Here is a 19,101-nt window from a genome sequence, read left to right as displayed (position 1 = left end):
GCCGCCGGTTCCCAGGACCCGAAGATTAGAGCTTGACGTTCACCGAGAAGTACATGTTCAGTGCGAGCGGATAGTTCCCTGAGAACGGATCGCCGTACGACGGTACGAACGAGTTCGCAAAGTATGGATTCTCCGCGACGCCGTTCGCCCTGAGATCGTACGCTGAGGTTCCCTCGTTGAAGTTGTTCCCGTTGTTGTAGAACTTGTTGTACGTATAGGCGCACGTGAAGCCGCCCGGCGGATAGGCTTTCGTCCATGGCGTACTCGAGCCGCCGAAGCACGTGTTGAGGATGTTCGTGACGATGAACTTCGTGGTAATGCGCGGCGATACGTCATACGACAACTGCGCGCCGAGATTGAACTGCCAAGGCTGCTGGAACTGACCGAACTGGTCGAACGTGCCGGTCTGCGGATTGGGGATGTACAGCTTGCCGGGCGTGGTTCCGTCACTCGTGAGCGCGTGGCTGCACGACGTGTAATCGGCATTGAGCGGCGTGCTCGAGGGAACGCCGGAGGTGCGCTGGTTGGAGTAACAGGAACGCGGATCCATGCCCTGGACGTCGGACGGATTTCCGTAGGTCGTTCCCTCTTGCAGCGACATCGCCGGAGTGAACGCGAACTTTCCATGACGATAGTTCAAGACGAGCGAGAACGTGTTGGGCGATAGGTACGGGTAATCCAGTCCCGTGGTATACCACGCGTGCGGGTCGAGCAGCGGCTGCGGCGCCATCGCATAGTACGGATTGCGAATCGACGTTGACGGACAGCCGGGTGCCGCCGTTCCGGTACGATCCGGCGTGTAGCAGGGTGCGCCGCCGCCCTTCTTGGTCAGGGCGTTGAACTCTTGGATATCTTGAATGTACTGATCGACCGGACCGATGGTGCTGTTGGGATAGTCTCCCCACTTCTCGGACGAGTTCGTGTACGTGTACGAGAAAATACCCGACAAGCCGTTCTTGTCGAAATCGCCCTTGGTGAGTTCGAACTCCACACCGTCCACGCGAAGCGTTCCTGCGTTGAACGACGGCGAGACGCCGAGGCTCGGGAGATCGACCGATTCATAGAGCTGATTGGTTCCCCAGCGGAAATACGGCGTTACCTTGAACGCGATGTCCGTTCCCCGCAAATGCTGCTCCCACGAAACGTCGTAGTTATTTGAGAACTGCGCTTGCGACGGATGCAGCGGCGAGTTGAACCCGAAGGGAATGAACCCGAGCAAGGTCGACGCGAGATTCGGCTGTGCGGTCGCATACTGAATCTCGTAGTTTTGCGGCGCTTGCGCGTAACGTCCGGCCGAAGCGCGGAACACGGTATCGGGGCTGGCCGCGTACGTCAGCGAGAGGCGCGGCAGGAAATACGTCTGGCTGTACTGCGACGGATAGTTGTTCGTCAGCAGAATGCCGTCGGTACCGTTGGGATGCACCGTTTGAATCGCAGTTCCGGTGGAACGATCGATCGGGCAGTGGAACGTCACGAGCGGCTGATAGTAGTAGATGTACTGCGGCGGCTGCGGAACGAAGATCGGCTGCCGGGTGACCGGATTGACGCAGAACTCGCGCTGCGCCGCATTGAACCAGAAGTTCGTGCCGGGGTTATCCGTGTTTGCCAAATCGAAGGTATCGTTTTCGTAGCGGAGCGCCGCGTTGAGATTCCAGCGATCCGTCGGGCGCCATTGGTCCTGTATCGAACCGCTGCTGACCTTCGGCATAACCGAGTTGTAGTCGGCGTTGTTGCCGAGGTACGTGAGATTCATCGCGGCGCCGTTGCGGCACGCCGGCGAGTTCGCCGGGACTTCCCCGGCCGCGCACGGATCCTGGGTATCGACGTTGTAGCCGTAGGGCGCACTGAAGAATCCCTGCGATATGGCCTTGTTGCACGGCGCGGGATGGCCGATCGGATAGTGCTTCGTGTCCTTCGTGCTGTAACAGATGTTGCCGTCGGTGAAGTTACTGACCTGTGCCGAACCGGTGTTGTCGTACTGGTGACTGTAATACCGCAGCGTACCGGAGTCCAAGTACGACAGCATGCCGCTCACCAAGTTGGAGCTCGAGATTTGATCCGCAAACTGCAACTCGAGTCCGCGCGTGTGCGAGTCGACTTCGTACTGATAGTTGGTTACGCCGAACGCGTACGCGTTGCCCCAGCCGTTGGCGGTCGCGCGGTTGGTGTTGGAATAAAAGGTGTAGCCGAATAGACGCAGGTAGGCGTTGGAGCCCATGTTTTTCTGATACTGCAGCTTGACGATGCCTGCCGTGTCCCAGCGTCCGTCGCGATAATCATTGGGAATCTGTACGGTTTCCTGATTGCCCCGCGCATCTTCCGGACAGGCGCCGGGAACGCCAACGACATTGGCGCAGCGGCCGGTCGGCGAGCCGGGGTACAGATACGCGATCGGCGGCGTCGAGGCCGGTGCAAGCCACTTCGTTCCGCCGGGGAAGGTGTAGAAATCACCCCACTGATTGGTAAGGCCCGCGTAGAAGTCGTGATAGTTGAGAGTGCCGCTATTGACGATGCCCAAGCCCAGCGGGCCCGCGTCGTTGACGCTGGAGTAGTACTGCGTGAACGTCGCCGACGACATGTACAGCAACTGGATGTCGTCGCGGCCGCTGTCGTTCTTGTGCGGTACGCCGAAGTGCATGTTGGCGACGACCTGCCGGTCATCGACGTCGGACGGCTGTCCGTAGTTTGCGGGGAAATAGCCGAAACAACCGGGATCCTTATAAAGGAACGCGTGAGCACCGTTTGCCGCCGGGTTCGTGTAGGTCGTGTTGGCGTTGCACGTGGGATACACCGCGGGGAAGAACGCCAGATTGGTCGTCTCGTCCGACGGATACGTTCCGTAGGGAACCGTATCGCTCAGACTGGCGCCGTTGTATTGGTCGAAGTAACGGAACGCCTGATTCGTCCCGCTCACGCCCACGTAGTACGAGAAGAGCCGGTCGGGCGTCGCACCGCCGACTTCAACGCGTGCGTCGTGATAGAACGTGGGCGTCCCCATGGCCAAGCCGCCGACCGCGTAACCCGGAAACGTGCCCGTCTTAATAACCTGGTTGATGAAGCCGCCCAGGCCGGTGGCGTTGGCGTCGGCCTCGCCGCCGCCGGTATAAATCTGCAGCTCTTGTTGGCCCAGCGTCGTCAAACCACTGCTGGGATAGTTATCGAACGACCGGTTAACCGGAACGCCGTCGTACTCAAATCCGATTTGATCGTAGTAACCGCCGCGAATATAGACGGTCTGATTGACGCCGACCTGGTTGGGCGGCACGTACGCGCCGGGCATCGCCGCGATGGCCGAATAGGCGGTGTTCATTCCGCCGCCGCCGCCCAGCGTGGCGGAGGCGGTCGCGACTGCCGGATTCACCGAGTAGACGTCGGTTCCGGTGCCGGGACGAACCGGGCTGAGCGAGGAGCGCGAGGTAACGTGCGCGATCTGCTTGAGACTCTTTTGAAGCGCGACGGGGACCGATTGGCTCTGATCGGCGAACACCGAGATGCCGGCCACGGACTGTTCGTCATAGCCGGCCTTACGCGCGGAGACCGTGTACGTGTCCGGAGCGAGGGAGATGAACGTGAACCGCCCGGACGCGTCGGTAGTGACGGTTGCGATCTGCGACGGGCTGACGACCGTGACGGCCGCTCCAGCGATCGGCGCGTGAGCCGTCGCATCCACGACCGTACCGGTGATCGATCCGGTGGTCCCGGCAACGACGCTCGAGACGGGTGAAAGCACGAGCGCCAGCGCCAGAAAAGCGCCCGCGGTGCGGTGAATAAGCGAAACGTTCATGCTCCCTCCAACTCCTTCGCAGCCTCTTCCATTATAAAGGCGATTCGCGTTCGGGATATCGGGGATTTCCGCTATGAGCGCGAGCCGATCCAGCGCGCGATCAGCTGCGCGCGCGATTTGACGCCCAGCCGTGCGAAAATTCCGGTCAAATGGTGCTCGACGGTGTGCTCGCTGATATGGAGGCGGGCCGCGATCGTGCGATTGATCTCGCCCTGTGCCACGAGTTCGGCAATCTGCGTTTGGCGCGCCGTCAGGCCGCTGCCGGGCTTGCCGTCAACGTGCGGTTCGGCCAGGCGGGCTGCGTCACGCACGGCGCCCATAGCTTCGTAGGACTGCCGGGCGCGTTCGCGATCGCCGGCCAGCTCGGCGCTCAACGCAGCGTGCCAGCGGAATCCCAGCCGCGCAAAGACGCGTTCGGCAGCCGCGTAGTGCCCGGCGAGCAGGAGCCGGTGCGCGCGCATCATCCGCGGCCTGCCCGTCGACCGGGCCAAGACGTCCCGCGCTCGTTCCAGGTCGGCCGGACGCCCGCATAACGCGACGTAGGACCACAGATTCCAAGCGCGATGGCTCGTCTCGACCGATGCGACGGTTTCGCTGAGCGTCGTGCGCGCCCGCGCGGCATCACCTTGCGCGCGAAGCAGTTCGGCAAATGCGGCGCCGCCGGCGGCGACGCGCTGAATCTCACCCGACTGACGCGCGTACTCGAGCGCCCGGTCGTCCGCACACGCGAGCAACAGCGCGCGATCGTTGAGCGCGAGCGCGATCGGAACGCCCACCGCCGCGGCTTTCGTTTTGAACGTCGCCGTCGTAACGCCGCAATCGAGCGCTTCCAGTACCATCGCACGCGCGCGCGTTAACTCGCCGCTCCACGCCAGCGTCTGCGCGTAGTTGAGCGCGCAATACGCCACGCGCCAGAGCAATCCGGTGCGGTGCGCTTCGGCCAGCGCGCTTCGATGGTGCTCGCCCGCGAGGTCGAGCTCGCCCAAATCGGCCGCGACGAGCGCGACGTTATTTTCGACCTGCGCGACCAGCTCGCTCGAACCGGTTTCGCGCGCGAGCCGCACCGCGTGCGCGCCGTCGGCGAGCGCACCGGCCGCTTGACCCAACGCCGCGCGCGTCTCGGCGCGCACTTCGTAAAACGCGACGTTGAGCGGCGCGTCGAAATGCGCGTGCCGGCGGCCGATGTCGTCGAGGAGGGCCGCCGCGCGCTGCGGATCGCCGAGCGTCACCGCGTAGCGCGCCACCGACAGCGTTGCGGAGAGCCACGGACGCGTCTCACCCAAACGCTCGAGACGCACCGCCGCTTCGGACGCGGCTTGCGCGCCTTCCGACGTGCGCGCGTCGACCCAGCGCTGATCGGCGATCATCAACAGTGCTTGGCAGTAGCCGATCTCGTCTTCGATTTGCTCGTACTCGGCGCGCGCGCGCTCGAACCAGCGCGCGGGTTCTTCGCCGACGCCTTCGATATAGAGCAGCGTGCCGAGCCGTTCGTAAATCGCGGCGCGCGCGAGCCCCGGCGGATAGTCCCACTGCAGCGCCGCGCTATAAAAGTGAATCGCGTCGCGGTAGGCGTAGACGTCCCACGCCGCCTGCGCCGCGAGCTCGTTATAATAGCGCGCTTTATCGGCGACGCGCGCCTCCGAATAGTGAAACGCCAACTCGGCTGCACGCTTCGACGCGTGCTGTCCGTTTTCGATGCCGCGCGCGATGCGCAAGTGCAGCGGGGCCGCCAATCCCAGCACGAGCCGGTCGGCCAATACCTGCCGGATCAGCGAATGGCGAAACGCAAACCGGTGCGGATGCACGCGGTCGGTGATGACCAGCTCGTGATCGAGCGCGCGCTGCATGGTCGCGAGCACGCGGTCGGTGGTCGTGCCGGCGATCTCGGCCACGAAGCCCGAGTCGAAGTGCTGGCCGACGATCGCCGCGCGAACCAGCACGCTGCGCTCGTCTTCGGAAAAGGTCGCGAGACGTTCGCTGAGCATTGCGTGCGCCGAGAGCGGCGACGACGTGCCCAGCACGATCTCGCCCGAATCGATCGCGATGCGCGTCAACTCTTCGGCAAACAACGGATTTCCGTCGCAGAGCGACTCGATCTTGGCAATCGTTTGCAGCGGAATCTCGGTTTCGTGATCGCGCACGACGTTGCCGATGAGGTTGCGGATGTCGAACCGGCGCAGTCCGCGCAGCACGATCGAGGGACCGCGCACGCGCAGCAGGCTCAAGCGCAGCGCTGCGAGTGCCGGATTGGACAGCATCGTCGCCGTGCGCACCGTAATAATCACTAGCACGCGCGCTTCTTCGATCGCGGTGGTGAGGTAGCGCAGCAGATCGATCGTCGCGTCGTCGGCCCATTGCACGTCTTCGATCACGATCGCCAGCGGTTTGCGCGCGGATTCGCGCTCGAGCGCTTCGGCGACGCCTTGAAAGTACGCCGCGCGCTCTTCGGCGTGCGTGCGTCCGTCGTACGGCGCCGGAAGACGGGGACGGCGCCCGAGCCGCTCGAGCACTTGTTCGATGGGCAGATACGGCCGGCGAATCTGTTCGACGCAGCCGCCGGCCGCAATGACTGCCGAATCGCCGAGCCGCCCGGAGAATTCGCGCACGAGGCGCGATTTGCCGATGCCCGCTTCGCCTTCGATTCGCACGAAGCGCGATCGTCCGTCGCACGCGCTGCGAAACGCGTCGGCGAGCAGCTCCAGTTCTTCTTGCCGCCCGACGAATGCGTCGGAGAAAGCAGCGGGAGAGATCACTCGAACGGGTTTCGGCTATAAGGTGAGGTTTTGCTGCCGTCCACGGTCACGCGGTAGATCGGGCCGTCTCCTGCCTTGGTCTTCAGGTCGAGTTTTGCGCCCGGATGGTCGAGATGGAGCACCTCGACGGTCGCCTTCAGCGGCTTGCCGGGGGTCAGCTGCTGCACGTTGACGAGATGGATCAGGTACGCTCCGCGCGTGGCATAACCGCTGCCGGGATATTCGGCCAAGGTCGCGATGCCGTTGCGATCGGTGAGCAGCACGCTGCGCTCGTCGACGGCCAATCCGTAGAACGTGCCGGTCGGCAACCGGCGGTCGTGTTCGATGCGCGCCAGGAACGTGACCAAGCGCCCGAAACGATCGCGCCGCGCGAAGTGCGTGTCGGTAATCACGTTGCGCAGCGGCGGCCACACGAGCAGGTCGCTCGTAAAGCTGATCTCGGGCTCGAACGGATTGCGCAGCGCGTCGGGCGTGCGCACCTCGAACCCGTCGTCGTTGGGATGCAGCCGGTCGGCGGCGACGGAATCGTATCCGACCGCACCTTGAATCGCCAAGCCTGCGCTCGTGCCTCCCTCAACGCCGCCGCGCTTCCACACGTTGCGCACCGCGTCGATCAGCTTGCTGCCTTTCCACGGTGCGTAGTTCGCTTGATCGCCGCCCGAGAAGAACAGCACGTCGGCACCGTCGACGTACGGCGCCAACGCGTCGACTTGTTCGCGCGACAGGCAGTGCGGAATGATGATGGTTCGCACCGACTGGAACGGCCCCAGCGGCAAGATGTACGGATCGTAGTCGTCGGTGCCGTCGGCGCGCAGCACGACCACGTTGCCGAAGCGCGCCTTGGATCCGCCCGAAATCGTCGCGTGCGCCCAATGCCACTCCGCGTCGATGTCGGTGCCGCCGCCCTCGAGAATCAACCCGGGACCCCGCAACGGCGTCGGCGTGCGTTTATAGCTGCCCACCGGCGGATAGACGCGCGGCTGGCAGAACGTCCAATGCGCGACGTCCCACCACGCGCCCGCCGCGGGCGACGTCGTTTGATTCACGATGTCGTCGGAGAATGCGTTGACTTGCGTGCGGCGGTAGATGAGCGCGATGGGCAACTCGTCGTAGAGCAGCTTTTGCAGCTGCACGTAGGTAGCCTTGCGCGCCGCCGGATCGTAGGTTGACAGCCCTTGGTGCAGCAGCGCGTCGATACGCGGATCGCAGACGCGCGACTTATTGTAGCCGTTGGGCGGAACGTTGGCGCACGCAAACTGGTCGGTCGTGTCGGGATCGTCGCCGTTTTCGAACGAGTAGAGCGCCATTTGGAACTTGCCGCCGTAGACCGGGCCGCCTTGGTCGGGCGGCGCGACGAACTGCGTCACTTGATACTGCTTGAGCGTCACGCCCACACCGACGGCGCGCTCGTACTGCGCGATGTCGTTCGCTGCGACGCCGTCGGCCGGCGTCTCGGCTTGCAAAATGAGCAGCACGTGCAGCGGAACGCCGTTCTTCTGACGGATGCCGTCGGCACCCACGTGCCAACCGGCCGCGTCGAACAGTTTTCGTGCATCGGCCGGATCGTAGGGAACGTCCGGGTATGCGCTCGGGTCGAACGCCCACAAGAAGAGTCCCGCGCCCGCGTGCCGGCTGTCGAGGGTCTTTAAATAGGCTTTCGAAACGGTGCTCCGAATGTCGATCGCTTCGGCTAACGCGTGACGAACGCGCGGATCTTTCGTAACCGGATCCTGCGTGTTGAAAATGATCGCACCGACCGCATTTTGCGGCGTGCTCGTAACGACGTATCCGGGAATGCTCTGCAGGATCGGATAGATACCGTAATCCTGTGAGTCGAAGTAACCGTCGACTTCGTGCGTGCGCAGCATGTTGAGTGCCGTCTGCGCGTTGGCGATGAATCGAATGGTAATGTGCGAGATGCCCGGCTTACCTTGCCAGTAGTACGGATTGGCCTTGAGCTCGACGCGATCGCCCGGAGCCCAGTTAGTAACCATGTACGGGCCCGATCCGAACGGTGCACGATTGAACGGCGCCGAGTTGATGTCGGGCAGCGATGCGAGTTCGTGCTTAGGGAGGATCGGGAATCCCTGCGGCGCGCCCACCGTAACGATCAGCGGCGGAAACGTCTTCTTGAGATGGAGAACCAGCGTGGTGGGATTGGGCGCGTCGGCAGAAATCACTTGATCGTACGCGAAGCGCGTTTGCACGTTGTTCTTTGGATTATTGATCGCCATGATCGACCACGCGGCGTCGGCCGCCGTCAACGGCGTGCCGTCGGCGAAGCGGATGCCTTTGCGAATGTGATACGTAATCGTCTTGCCGTCGGCACTAATGCCGCCGTTTTGCAAGGTCGGCACTTCGGTCACGATGTCGGGGATGAGGTTCCCGCTATCGTCGTATTTGACGAGATACGAGAAGACCAGCATCGACCATTGCGTCGACGACGTCCCGTTTTCCAGCGCGGGGTTGAGCGACCGCGGCTCCCACTGCTGCGCGATCGCCAGGGTGCCGGGAGCGGGGGCGTGGCGCCCGCAAGCGGCGAGGAGAGCCGCCGCGACCATCGCCAAGACGAGTCGGCGCATCATCGATCGAGAATCGCCCGTATCTCCCCCACGACCCTTCCGCTCTTGTTCTTGACGACGGGACGCGCGAAGGTCCGCACGCGCTGGAGCTGCGTTTCCGTCATCAGTCCGGCCAGGCGAAGGGCTTCGCACGCGGCCGGCGGCCGAGCCCGCTCGTTGCCGTCGATGACCTTGATCACGAAGCCGATGCGTTCGTCGATCAGGGCCCCGGCGAAGATGCCCTCGGCACCGCCCTTACAGACCAGCGACCCCTCATACGCGCGAATCATCGCCGCGTCGAACTCGCCGGTTCCCGACATGTATTCCGGATTGAGGATCATCGCGTCGCGCACGATGCGCAGCGCCCGCGCGTCGCTCGGATCGAGATCGTCGAGCGTGGCCAGGCGCCGGTACGACAGCGCCGCCTTTTGCAAGGTCGTCGCGTACACCGGGATGCCGCAGCCGTCGACCGCGATCGTCAAAGTTTCGAGCTTTTCGTCCGACGCGCGCGCGCAAAACGAGAGGATGCGCTGCTGCGCGGGGTTGGAGGGATCGAGATAGGTCGCGGGATCGGCCCCGACGGCGATGCACAGCGCCAGGATGCCCGCGTGCTTGCCCGAGCAGTTGTTCGTGATCGACTCGATGAAAGGCGGCTCCGGACCGCAACGCAGCGCGCTTTCGTCCAAGCCGATTTTTCGTAGGATGGAGCGCACGGTCTCCAGATGAAACGACTCGGCCGAGTGCGATGCCGCCATGACGGCGATCTCGCGCGCCTCCAGGCCAAAGCGTTCGACGACGCCGGCGGCGACGGCCGCCGCGGCGATGAACGGCTTTGCCGCCGAGCGCAGGTAGATCGGCACGTCGACCGCGCCGAACGAAAAGATGGGCATGCCACGCGCGTCGACGGCATATCCGGCGACGTTGTGAACCGACTCGACCACACCGCCGCGGATAACCGCGACGTATGGTTCCCCTTCGAGGAGCTGCATCCGGCCATAATCGTAGCTTGGGACGCGCCCCGCTCCTATGGCGGATTTCCGTAATAGTGGGGGCAAGAGACGCTCGATGTTTCCCGTAACCCGCGCCGACGCGATCCTCCTCGTCGCGATCGCGATCGTCGCCCCCGCTTACTCGTACTATGCCGGCCGGCGGATCGCGGCGGGCGCGATGCCCGCCCGCACGCTCGCTTACGCGCGCACGATGCTCTCGTGGTGGCTCATCAGCTTCGCGATGGGACTCATCTGGGTGCGCATGGAGCGTCCCGCCACCGCGCTCGGCCTGACGATCCCCGGCGACGCGCGGTCGTGGGCCGGCGTCGCGCTCTGCGTGCTCGCGCTCGCGTACGCCGTCGCACAGCGGCGCCTATTGCAGCAGATGACGCCGGAGAAGCTCGAGCGCGTTCGCGATTCGTTCGGGCGCACGGCCGTCGTGCTGCCGCGGACACCAATCGAATACCGTCTGTTCCTCGCGGTCTCGATCACGGCCGGTATCTGCGAAGAGCTCCTCTATCGCGGTTACTTCTTCGCCATGACGTCGCATTGGCTGACGCTTGCGGGCGCGGCCATCGTCAGCGCGATCGTCTTCGGTTTAGGCCACGCGTATCAAGGATGGAAAGGCGTGATCAAGACGGCGATCGTTGGACTCGTTCTCGGTGCCATTTATATCGGTACCGGCTCGCTGGTGTGGCCAATGATTCTACACGCACTCATCGACGTACAAGGCGGATCCGTCGGCTACAAAGTGCTACGTACCCCCAGACCGTAAGCGCGAAAATCGCCGCGGCAAATCGGGCTCGACCGACAGCAATCATGTTTGCCTCGCTGTTGGTTAGTCCGCAACGTCGTTGATGATGCGCAGCCAGCGCGACTGGTCGGAGCCGGGCCCGGGAGCGCGTTCCTTCCGGCCAGCGATGTTTCCGTGCGCGCTCCAGTAACAACGAGTGGTATAGGGCGCCGTGATATTCGTGAATTTATACGGTGGATGAGTGAAATCGAAGTACGCGTCGAGATCGTTGAGGTAAGGTGTCGTGTCGGTCGCATTGAGCGATGGCAAGTTGAACGTCGTCTCGGCGAACTTCAGCAAGGTCGCGAACTCGGTCGGCGTCTTCACGATGATCCCCGCCCGCTTGATGTACGGCGAGACGACAATCAGCGGTACGCGAAATCCCGGACCCTGTTGGTCGCGAACGACGTATGGCGGTACGTGATCGTAGAATCCGCCCCAGTCGTCCCACAAGATGAAGATGACGGTCGAGTCCCAATCGGGTTTCGACCCGATCGCGTCGACGATGCTTGCGACCCACGTCGGCCCGCAATAACCGCCCGAGATGCCGGGATGATCGGAGTTGTACGGACCCGGCATAATCCACGTAATGGAAGCGAGCGATCGCCCTGGATGCCCGGCGTACGGCAGCTCGTCGTCGAAAAACTCGTTGCTCGGCGTTCGGAAATGTTTCGTGTTGACATCTCCGGTCGATGCCGGCCCGTAGCGAAGGTGGCAGTTCTGCATCGAAATGTTTTGCGGCCACAGGTCCGCGTTGTGCCTTATGTTGCTATTGGCGTCGAGCGCGTCGATGCCCGAGCACATCGACCACAGATAGACGCGCCAACTCAGCCCTTTCGATTGGGCTGCCTCGGCGAGCGACGTGTATCCGGATCCCCCGAAGCACGGTGCCGGCCCGCTCTTCGGAAATTTCGGCGGCGTTGGAACCTCGGCCCCGTTTGCGTCGATCGTGTACATCTTGGTTCCGCTTGGCGAGTCGCAGCCCCACGGCGTGTACGCGCAGTAAACGTAATAGGCGTCGCAGTAGCCACCACCTAGATTCGGGAGGTCGAATTGAGGCGCGTCGACGGTGTTATGTGACTGTCCCATGAACAGGTACTGATGGGCCGTATACGACTCGCTGTTGTGGCCCATGAAAAAGTGATCGCCCAGTGCGTAGTAATTAGCGAGGTCCCAGTATGGCTGCACTTCGGTGCGGTTCACGTATGAGTAGATAACGCTGTCGTCAACGCCGACCGGAACGGGGAATCCTTTCTGCGGTTTTGCGTTGAGATCGAAGCCGTTCATTCGGCACGGAGCCGGTTGGCCTACGGGAAACGGCGGTGGGTTCGGCGCGTTGCACGCGAGCAGCCACTGCGGGTGATAGTTATTCGGGTCCGCGCACGAAAACCAACCAATCGGACACGACGGCTTTTCGAGCGGGACCTCCGTCAACTTGATTTTATTTCCGTCGTGAGAATACCCATACGACACGGCGTCGGCGCCGGAGAAGGGATCTTTCCCCCCAAAGATACTATCGAACGTGCGGTTTTCCTGAATGATGAAGACGATGTGCTTGATCTTCGTGCCCGCAACCGCGCTCTGGAGCGCCCGCATCGTGGCCGCCGGGGAGTTGGGCACGGCCGGCGTCACCGGCGCATGCGCGCAGGCTGTCAAAAACAGCAATGCGACAACGAGCAAACCAAGTCTCTTCATAGCTGCTCCGTTCGGTGGCCTCGGTCTCAAAAGAAGTTGGCGAGGTCGCCCTAGCTACCTCTTAAGCTGTCATCCTGAGCGTAGCGCCCGAAGGGCGCGAAGTCGAAGGGCAGGCGCCTCAAATGCCCCGCATGGTAAACTCACGGGGAAAGAACTACCCGTGAACCAACCTCTCGAGCACCGCATCGCTCAGCTGGAAGCGAGCGTGGAACATCTCAACGGCGCGTACGAGCAAATCGACAAGCGCCTCGGCGACTTGCGCTCCGACACGGTCGCCGGCTTCGTGCGAGTCGATCAGCGCTTTGATGCGATGGAACGACGCTCCGACCTCCGGTTCGAGGCCGTTGAGGGCCGGCTCGACGCTATTGATACGAGGCTCGAGACTAAGTACGACAAACTCGATTCGAAGGTGGACGCCAGCGTACGAATGCTGGTAACGTGGATGATCGGCAACACGGGCATAGTTCTCGCCGCCATCGCAGCGGTAGCGTTTTTACGACACTGATGTTTTCGGGACGGCTGCAGGCTGCGCTCCGCAATGTCATCCTGATATTGAAGATCTGATAGGCCTCGCCTTAATAGAAGAACTTGCAAATAGCGAGCTTTGGAGTCTATAACGATCCATTCGCCCGCCCTTCGACTTCGCGCCCTTCGGGCGCTACGCTCAGGATGACAGGGTTAGTGTAAGATGACGGAGTTAGTGTAAGAAGTAGCGGTACGTCGAGAAGACGAGCGCGACGCCGAGCTTGTCGGCGGCGGCAATCACTTCGTCGTCGCGCACCGAGCCGCCGGGCGCGATGATCGCCGTACAGCCGCGTGCGGCGGCCGCTTCGAGTCCGTCGGCAAACGGAAAGAATCCGTCACTCGCGCACGCCGCGCCGATCGCTTCGGTGCCGGCGCGCGCGGCTGCAATATCGACCGCGCTCACGCGATTGGTTTGGCCCGCGCAGATTCCGCGCGTCGTGCCGCCTTTGACGATGACGATGCCGTTGCTCTTGACGTGGCGCACGACGTCCCACGCAAACGCCAGGTCGTGCCATTCTTGCGCGCTCGGCACGCGTTTGCTCACGGTCTTCCACTCTTCGGGCGGAGCTTCCGGATCGTTGTCCTCGGCCAGAACACCGCCTAGCGCGCTGCGCAAGCGCAGCTCGCGGGCGAGCTCGTCGGGCAGCGACGGAACGAACTGCATCACGCGCAGATTCTTTTTCTTTTTGAGCAGCTCGAGCGCTTCGTCGTCGAAGGCCGGTGCGGCGACGATTTCGAGAAAGAACTTCGCGAGATACTCGGCGGCCTCGAGATCGATCATGCCGTCGGTCGCGACGATTCCGCCGAACGCCGACACCGTATCGGCATCGAGTGCGTCGCGCACGGCGACGGCGACGCTGGAGCGCTGCGCGACGCCGCACGGAACCGTATGTTTGATGACGGCCGCGCGCACGAAGCGCTCGTGCTGACTGCCGAACTCGGCGCCCAGCGGCGCGCGCGACAGCAGCCGTAACGTCGCGTCGAGATCGAGCAAGTTGTTGTAGCTGAGCGCCTTGCCGTGCAGTTGCTGCGGCAGCCGGTCGGCCCGATCGAGATAGAACGCGGCGCGCTCCTGCGGATTGGTGCCGTAGCGTAGCCGCTTGGCCAGCGGTAACGTTACCGCCAGCGCGCCGGGGAGCTCGCTCGGCAGTACTTCGCCTGCCGCAGCAAGATAGTGCGAAATCGCCACGTCGTATTCGGCGGTGCGCTCGAATGCGTGGATCGCTAACTTTCGCCGCAAGGGCAGCGGCATGTCGCCCGCTTCCACTGCCGCGATATACTCGGCGTACTGCGAGGGATGCGTGAGCACCGCAACGTGCACGAAGTTCTTTGCAGCGGCGCGCAGCAGCGAGACGCCGCCGATGTCGATCTGCTCGATCGCCTCGTCCAAGGTCGTGCCCTCGCGTGCGACCGTCGCCTCGAACGGATAGAGATTAACGGCAACGATCGAGATGTCGGCAATCGCGTACTTCTCGGCTTGCGCGCGATGTTCGCCGTCGTCGCGGTCGTAGAGAATCGATCCGAACACCTTGGGATGCAAGGTCTTCACGCGGCCGGAAAAGAGTGCAGGAAAACCCGTGAGATCCTCCACGTCGCGCGCCGGGATGCCGTGCTCCTCGAGAAACGTCTTGGTTCCGCCGGTTGCGAAGATGATCGTTCCTCGCTCGTGCAGCACTCGGGCCAGTTCCGCCGCTCCCGTTTTATCCCACAGCGAAAAGAGCGCCGCCGTGCGGTTAGGCAAGCGCGAGCTCCGGTTCGGCGCGCGCGAGCTCGGCCGAAACGATCGAACTGACGCCGGCCTCCGACATCGTGACGCCGTACATGCGGTCGGCCATTTCCATCGTCTTCTTGTTGTGCGTGACGATGATCATCTGCGAGTCGGCCGCAAACTCTTTGACCATGTCGGAGAAGCGCTCGACGTTGGCGTCGTCGAGTGCGGCGTCGACTTCGTCGAGCAGATAGAACGGCGACGGCTTTGTGGCGATGAGGGCAAAGATCAGCGCCGCAGCCGTCATCGCGCGTTCGCCGCCCGAGAGCGCGGCCAGCGGCATCTGCTTCTTGCCCGGCGGCTGCACGGAGATTTCGATGCCGGTTTCCGACAGATTCTCGGGATTGGTCTGCCACATCTTCGCCTGGCCGCCCGCGAACAGCCGGCCGTACATGTCGGTGAATGCCCGCGCGACCTTTTCGAACGTTTCGTTGAACTGCGCCTGCGTCTGCAGTTCGATCTCGCGAATCGATTCGAGCAGCGTTTCGCGCGCTTTCGCTAAATCGTCGAGCTGCGCTTTGAGGAAACCCTCGCGCTCGGCGAGCTCGTCGCGCTCGGCCTCGGCGTTGAGGTTGACGTTGGCGGAGAGCCGCGCGAGCTCTTCGCGCAGCCGAGGCAGATCGTCGACGACGGTATCGGGTTCTTCTTTATAACGGCCCTCGACGTCGCGACACTCGTCGTCGGTCGCCGGATTCTGCGCGAACTGCGAAACGAGCATGCCGAGCTCGGCCTCGATTTCGGCCACGCGCGTGCGCACGCGTTCGCCGCCCGCCGCCGCTTCGCGCTCTTCGTTTTCGGCCAGGCGAAGATCGGATTCGAGCCGCATCTGGTTTTCGCTTAGCGTTTCGCGCCCGCGCCGCGCGACGTCGAGCTGCGCGTCGAGATCGGATACGCCGTGCTTGAGTCCCTCGACGTGCGCGTGCGCCGAGCGCGTCTGCTCGGCCAGCGCCGCAATCTCGGCGAGCATCTCTTCGCGCGCTAAACGCGCGCGTTCGCCGTCCTGATCGAGCATGCCCAAGCGCGCTTTGGCAGCGTCGCGTTCGGCCGCGAGCGCCGCGGCGCGTTCGCGCAAATCGGCCGCGTGCGCGCTGGTCTGCACCTGCGCCGCTTCGGCCGCGGCGATCTGTTCGCGCGCTTTGGCGAGTTGCGCCTCTAAGCGCGTCCGGGCGGCGTCGCTTTCCAGCGCGCCCGGCTCGGCGCCTTCGTATTCGTGCTCGAGGGCGCGCGACTTGCGCGCGCGTTCCGCGAGCTCGGTCACCGCAGCGCGTGCATTCTCGAGCTCGGCGCGCATGCGCTGCACTTCGGCGCCGATCGCCGTCATTTCGGTACGCGTCTGCGCCATCGATAGCTCGAGCCGCGCCAGCGTTTCGCGCGCCGCGTCGCGCCCGACGACGGCGGCTTCGGCGCGCTGCTGCGCCGTCATTTGCGCGCGCTCGGCATCGTCGAGCTTCGAACGCATCGAGCTGAGCGCTTCGCGCAAGCTCTGTGCCTGCATGCGCCGCGACAGAATCGAGCGCTCGCGGTGGAAGCGGCCGCCGGTGATCGCGCCGCCGCCGGTAATCTGTTCGCCGCCAAGCGTCACGACCGTATCGCGGAAACCGCGCGTGCGCACTAGATCGATGCCGGTCTGCAGCGTATCGACGATGAGTACGTTGCCGATTAAGAAGTTGACGACGCTGCGATACTGCGCCGGCGTGCGCACGAGCGTGTGCGCGTAGCCGATGATCCCCGCAACGTTGGTGAGATCGGGCGTCACGTGGCGCCCTTCGCGGTTGCACAGCGTGTCGAGCGGCAGGAACGTCGCGCGACCGGCTTCGCGCCGGTTGAGAAACTCGATCGCGCGCTCGGCGTCTTCCGACGTCTTCGTGACGACGTTGGAGAGCCGGGCGCCGAACGCCACGTCCATCGCGCGCGCGTAGCGCTCGTCGGTCTCGATCAAGTTGGAAATGATGCCTTCGATCCCGTGCAGCTCGCCGCGCTGCCACGCTTCGACGATCGCGCGGGTGCCGGGAACGTGGCCTTCCAGCGAGTTCTCCAGCTCCTCGATCGTGTGCAGCCGCGACTCCGCGGCTTTGACTTCCGCCGCGTTGTCGCGATGCGACGTGACGGCGCCGGTGAGACCTTCTTGCGCGAGCGCCGCTTCGCGTTCGCTGTCTTCGAAACGCCCGCGCGCGTCGAGCAGCCGTTCCTCAAACATCGCAAGTTGGCGCTCGCGCTCACCGTAACGGTGCGCGGCGCCGCCGGCGGCGATCTCCGCAGCCGACGCGCGTTCGCGCGCGCCTTGCGCTTCGGCGTCGAGCCGTTCGGCTTCGCTGCGCAGGTTCTCGGCGACGACGCGGCGCTCGGCTTTCTTTGCGGCCACTTGCGCCGCGCCGGCTTCGACCTCGCGAAGCTCGGTGAAGATCGCATCGAGCTGCGCGCGCGTCTGCGCGAGTGCCGTCTGCGCTTCGAGCTCGCGCTCGCGTGCGCCGTCGACGTCGCCCAGCAGCGGTGCGAGCCGCTCTTCGAGCCCGGCGATCGTCACGGTCAGCGATTCGCGCTCCTGAGCCACGCGCGCGACGTCTTCGGACGTTTGCGTCGATTGGCGTTCGAGGGCTTCGCGCCGCGCGAGGGCGGCGGCGTAATCAGCCTCGATACGCGCGAGTTCGGCCCGGCGCGACTGCGCTTGCGAACGCAACTCTTCGAGCTGCAGCTCCTGCTGGTAGGCGCGCGTGCGCATTTCCGCCAGCGACGCGCCCAGCGACGCGGCCTTGGCGGCGGCGAGGCTGCGCTGCTCTTCATTACGTTCGAGCTCGCTGCGCAGCGTCTCGCGTTCGGCGCGGCGCGACGCGCTCGCGCGCATGTAGCCGAGAATTTCGAGATCGCGCACGCGCGCGCTGACCTTGCGGTAGCGCTTGGCGCGGCGCACTTGGGTTTCGAGTTCGGGAATGCGCCGCTCCATCTCGGCGATCAGATCGCTGATGCGAATCGCGTTCTGTTCGGTTTGTTCGAGGCGGCGCAGCGACTCGTGCTTGCGCGCGAGAAATTTGTTGATGCCGGCGGTCTCTTCGAAAAGCGCGCGCCGATCGGTCGGCTTGCTCGTGAGAATGGCGTCGATCTGCCCCTGCGAGACGATGGCGTACGAACCCGGCCCTAAGCCCGTGCCCATCAGCAGATCCAAAATGTCGCGCAGCCGCACTTGGCTGCGGTTGATGAAGTACTCGCTTTCGCCCGCGCGATACGCGCGCCGCGTGATCTCGACTTCGCTGAAGTCGAGCGGCAGCCGTCCGTCGGTATTGTCGAACATGATCGACACTTCGGCCAGGCCCAGCGGCTTGCGGCTGTCGTTGCCCGCGAAGATGACGTCTTCGAGCTTTCCGCCGCGTAAGCTCTTGCTCGACGTTTCGCCCAGCACCCAGCGAAACGCGTCGACGAGATTGGATTTGCCCGAACCGTTGGGACCGACGACGGCGGTAATGCCGCCGCCGAACTCGAGCGCGGTCGGTTCCGCGAACGTCTTAAATCCGAAAGACTTTATACGCCGTAGTTTCACATTGCCGCCTGTAGTTTAGAAAGTGCCGCCTCGGCGGCTGCTTGCTGTGCGGCTTTCTTCGAGGGACCGCTCCCCGTTCCCAACGTCTTGCCCTTCACCGTGACGCGCGAGTTGAAGGCCGGGCGCTGCGGCGTGCCGCGGCTGGTCTCGCGATAGACCGGCGTCGCCGACAAGTGCGCCTGTGCATAATGTTGCAGCCGGGTCTTGGCGTCGAGCACCGTGGACGCGTCGTGGTCGTGCTGCTCCACGTGCTCGGCGATCACGAATTTGCGCGCCCGCTCGAGGCCGTAACTTATGCACAGTGCCGCCACAAACGCCTCGAACGCGTCGGCGAGAATCGACGTGTTGTCGGTGCCGCCGGCCGTGCGCATCCCCGCGCCCAGCCGGACGATTTCGGGAAAACCCAAGCGCCGCGCGGATTCGGCAAGCCGCGCGTCGTTGACGATCGAGGCCTTGCGCACGGTGAGCCGGCCTTCGGGTTCGTCGGGAAAGCATTCGAAGAGCCAGCCGGCCACGATATGGCCGAGCACCGAATCGCCGTAAAACTCCAGCCGCTCGTTGGACGTGCCGCCGCGTTCCTTGGCGTAGCTTTCGTGCGTGAAAGCGCTATCGATCAACTCAAGATCGCCCGCGGAACGCACTCCGGCAAGCCGAAGCAGGGCGCGTAAGCGCCGCCGATGCTGTTCGCCGCTCATGGCTGG

The 19,101-nt window shown here is 63.9% G+C and carries 10 protein-coding genes; 2 read left to right on the top strand and 8 right to left on the bottom strand.

Going from position 1 to position 19,101, the window contains the following annotated elements; translation table 11 throughout:
* Positions 1-25 precede the first annotated feature (25 nt).
* The 4 genes from VGG89_11495 to VGG89_11480 form a co-directional block, all read right to left on the bottom strand.
* On the bottom strand, positions 26-3,784 hold the full coding sequence (locus tag VGG89_11495) for a TonB-dependent receptor (protein HEY1977166.1): 3,759 nt from the start codon (positions 3,782-3,784) through the stop codon (positions 26-28).
* 71 nt (positions 3,785-3,855) lie between these two features.
* The gene (locus VGG89_11490) at positions 3,856-6,537 is read right to left on the bottom strand and encodes an AAA family ATPase (GenBank protein ID HEY1977165.1); all 2,682 of its coding nucleotides are present in this window, start codon (positions 6,535-6,537) and stop codon (positions 3,856-3,858) included.
* Positions 6,534-9,122 (bottom strand): ABC transporter substrate-binding protein, encoded by a 2,589-nt coding sequence (locus tag VGG89_11485; protein HEY1977164.1) that lies wholly within the window; start codon positions 9,120-9,122, stop codon positions 6,534-6,536. The genes VGG89_11490 and VGG89_11485 overlap by 4 nt, the downstream gene beginning before the upstream one ends.
* Positions 9,119-10,087 (bottom strand): asparaginase, encoded by a 969-nt coding sequence (locus VGG89_11480; GenBank protein HEY1977163.1) that lies wholly within the window; start codon positions 10,085-10,087, stop codon positions 9,119-9,121. Before VGG89_11480 ends, VGG89_11485 begins: the two co-directional genes overlap by 4 nt.
* Positions 10,088-10,163: 76 nt before the next feature.
* On the opposite strand from VGG89_11480, the gene VGG89_11475 reads away from it, so the two are divergent.
* Positions 10,164-10,862, top strand: a complete 699-nt coding sequence (locus tag VGG89_11475) for a CPBP family intramembrane glutamic endopeptidase (GenBank protein HEY1977162.1) — start codon at positions 10,164-10,166, stop codon at positions 10,860-10,862.
* Positions 10,863-10,925: 63 nt separating this feature from the next.
* Here VGG89_11475 and VGG89_11470 read toward each other — a convergent pair whose 3' ends face one another.
* Positions 10,926-12,575 carry an alkaline phosphatase family protein gene (locus tag VGG89_11470; protein ID HEY1977161.1) on the bottom strand — a complete coding sequence of 550 codons (1,650 nt, stop codon included), beginning with the start codon at positions 12,573-12,575 and terminating at the stop codon, positions 10,926-10,928.
* A gap of 160 nt (positions 12,576-12,735) precedes the next feature.
* Between VGG89_11470 and VGG89_11465 the strand changes: the two genes are divergently transcribed.
* Positions 12,736-13,080, top strand: a complete 345-nt coding sequence (locus VGG89_11465) for a hypothetical protein (protein HEY1977160.1) — start codon at positions 12,736-12,738, stop codon at positions 13,078-13,080.
* Between the two features lie 192 nt (positions 13,081-13,272).
* On the opposite strand, the gene purH is transcribed toward VGG89_11465, so the two are convergent.
* From purH to rnc, 3 genes are read right to left on the bottom strand one after another with little or no spacing between them, the layout of a single operon-like run.
* Entirely contained in the window at positions 13,273-14,841 is a 1,569-nt protein-coding gene (purH, locus tag VGG89_11460; protein ID HEY1977159.1) for a bifunctional phosphoribosylaminoimidazolecarboxamide formyltransferase/IMP cyclohydrolase, read from the bottom strand.
* Positions 14,834-18,400: a chromosome segregation protein SMC gene (gene smc, locus VGG89_11455; GenBank protein ID HEY1977158.1), complete on the bottom strand. Its 3,567-nt coding sequence runs from the start codon at positions 18,398-18,400 to the stop codon at positions 14,834-14,836. The genes purH and smc overlap by 8 nt, the downstream gene beginning before the upstream one ends.
* Positions 18,397-19,095 (bottom strand): ribonuclease III, encoded by a 699-nt coding sequence (gene rnc / locus VGG89_11450; protein HEY1977157.1) that lies wholly within the window; start codon positions 19,093-19,095, stop codon positions 18,397-18,399. The genes smc and rnc overlap by 4 nt, the downstream gene beginning before the upstream one ends.
* Positions 19,096-19,101 lie beyond the last annotated feature (6 nt).

This window comes from Candidatus Baltobacteraceae bacterium (assembly GCA_036488875.1).
Classification (GTDB): Bacteria; Vulcanimicrobiota; Vulcanimicrobiia; order Vulcanimicrobiales; family Vulcanimicrobiaceae; genus JAFAHZ01.
Note: the sequence above shows the minus strand (reverse complement) of the source record. Positions and strands in the feature narration are given on the sequence as shown.

What these genes read in the sequence shown, in the direction of transcription:
- VGG89_11495 (HEY1977166.1), bottom strand. Translation starts at nt 3,784, where the DNA reads ATGAACGTTTCGCTTATTCACCGCACCGCGGGCGCTTTTCTGGCGCTG.
- VGG89_11485 (HEY1977164.1), bottom strand. Translation starts at nt 9,122, where the DNA reads ATGATGCGCCGACTCGTCTTGGCGATGGTCGCGGCGGCTCTCCTCGCC.
- VGG89_11470 (HEY1977161.1), bottom strand. Translation starts at nt 12,575, where the DNA reads ATGAAGAGACTTGGTTTGCTCGTTGTCGCATTGCTGTTTTTGACAGCC.
- rnc (HEY1977157.1), bottom strand. Translation starts at nt 19,095, where the DNA reads ATGAGCGGCGAACAGCATCGGCGGCGCTTACGCGCCCTGCTTCGGCTT.
- VGG89_11480 (HEY1977163.1), bottom strand. Translation starts at nt 10,087, where the DNA reads ATGCAGCTCCTCGAAGGGGAACCATACGTCGCGGTTATCCGCGGCGGT.
- VGG89_11475 (HEY1977162.1), top strand. Translation starts at nt 10,164, where the DNA reads ATGTTTCCCGTAACCCGCGCCGACGCGATCCTCCTCGTCGCGATCGCG.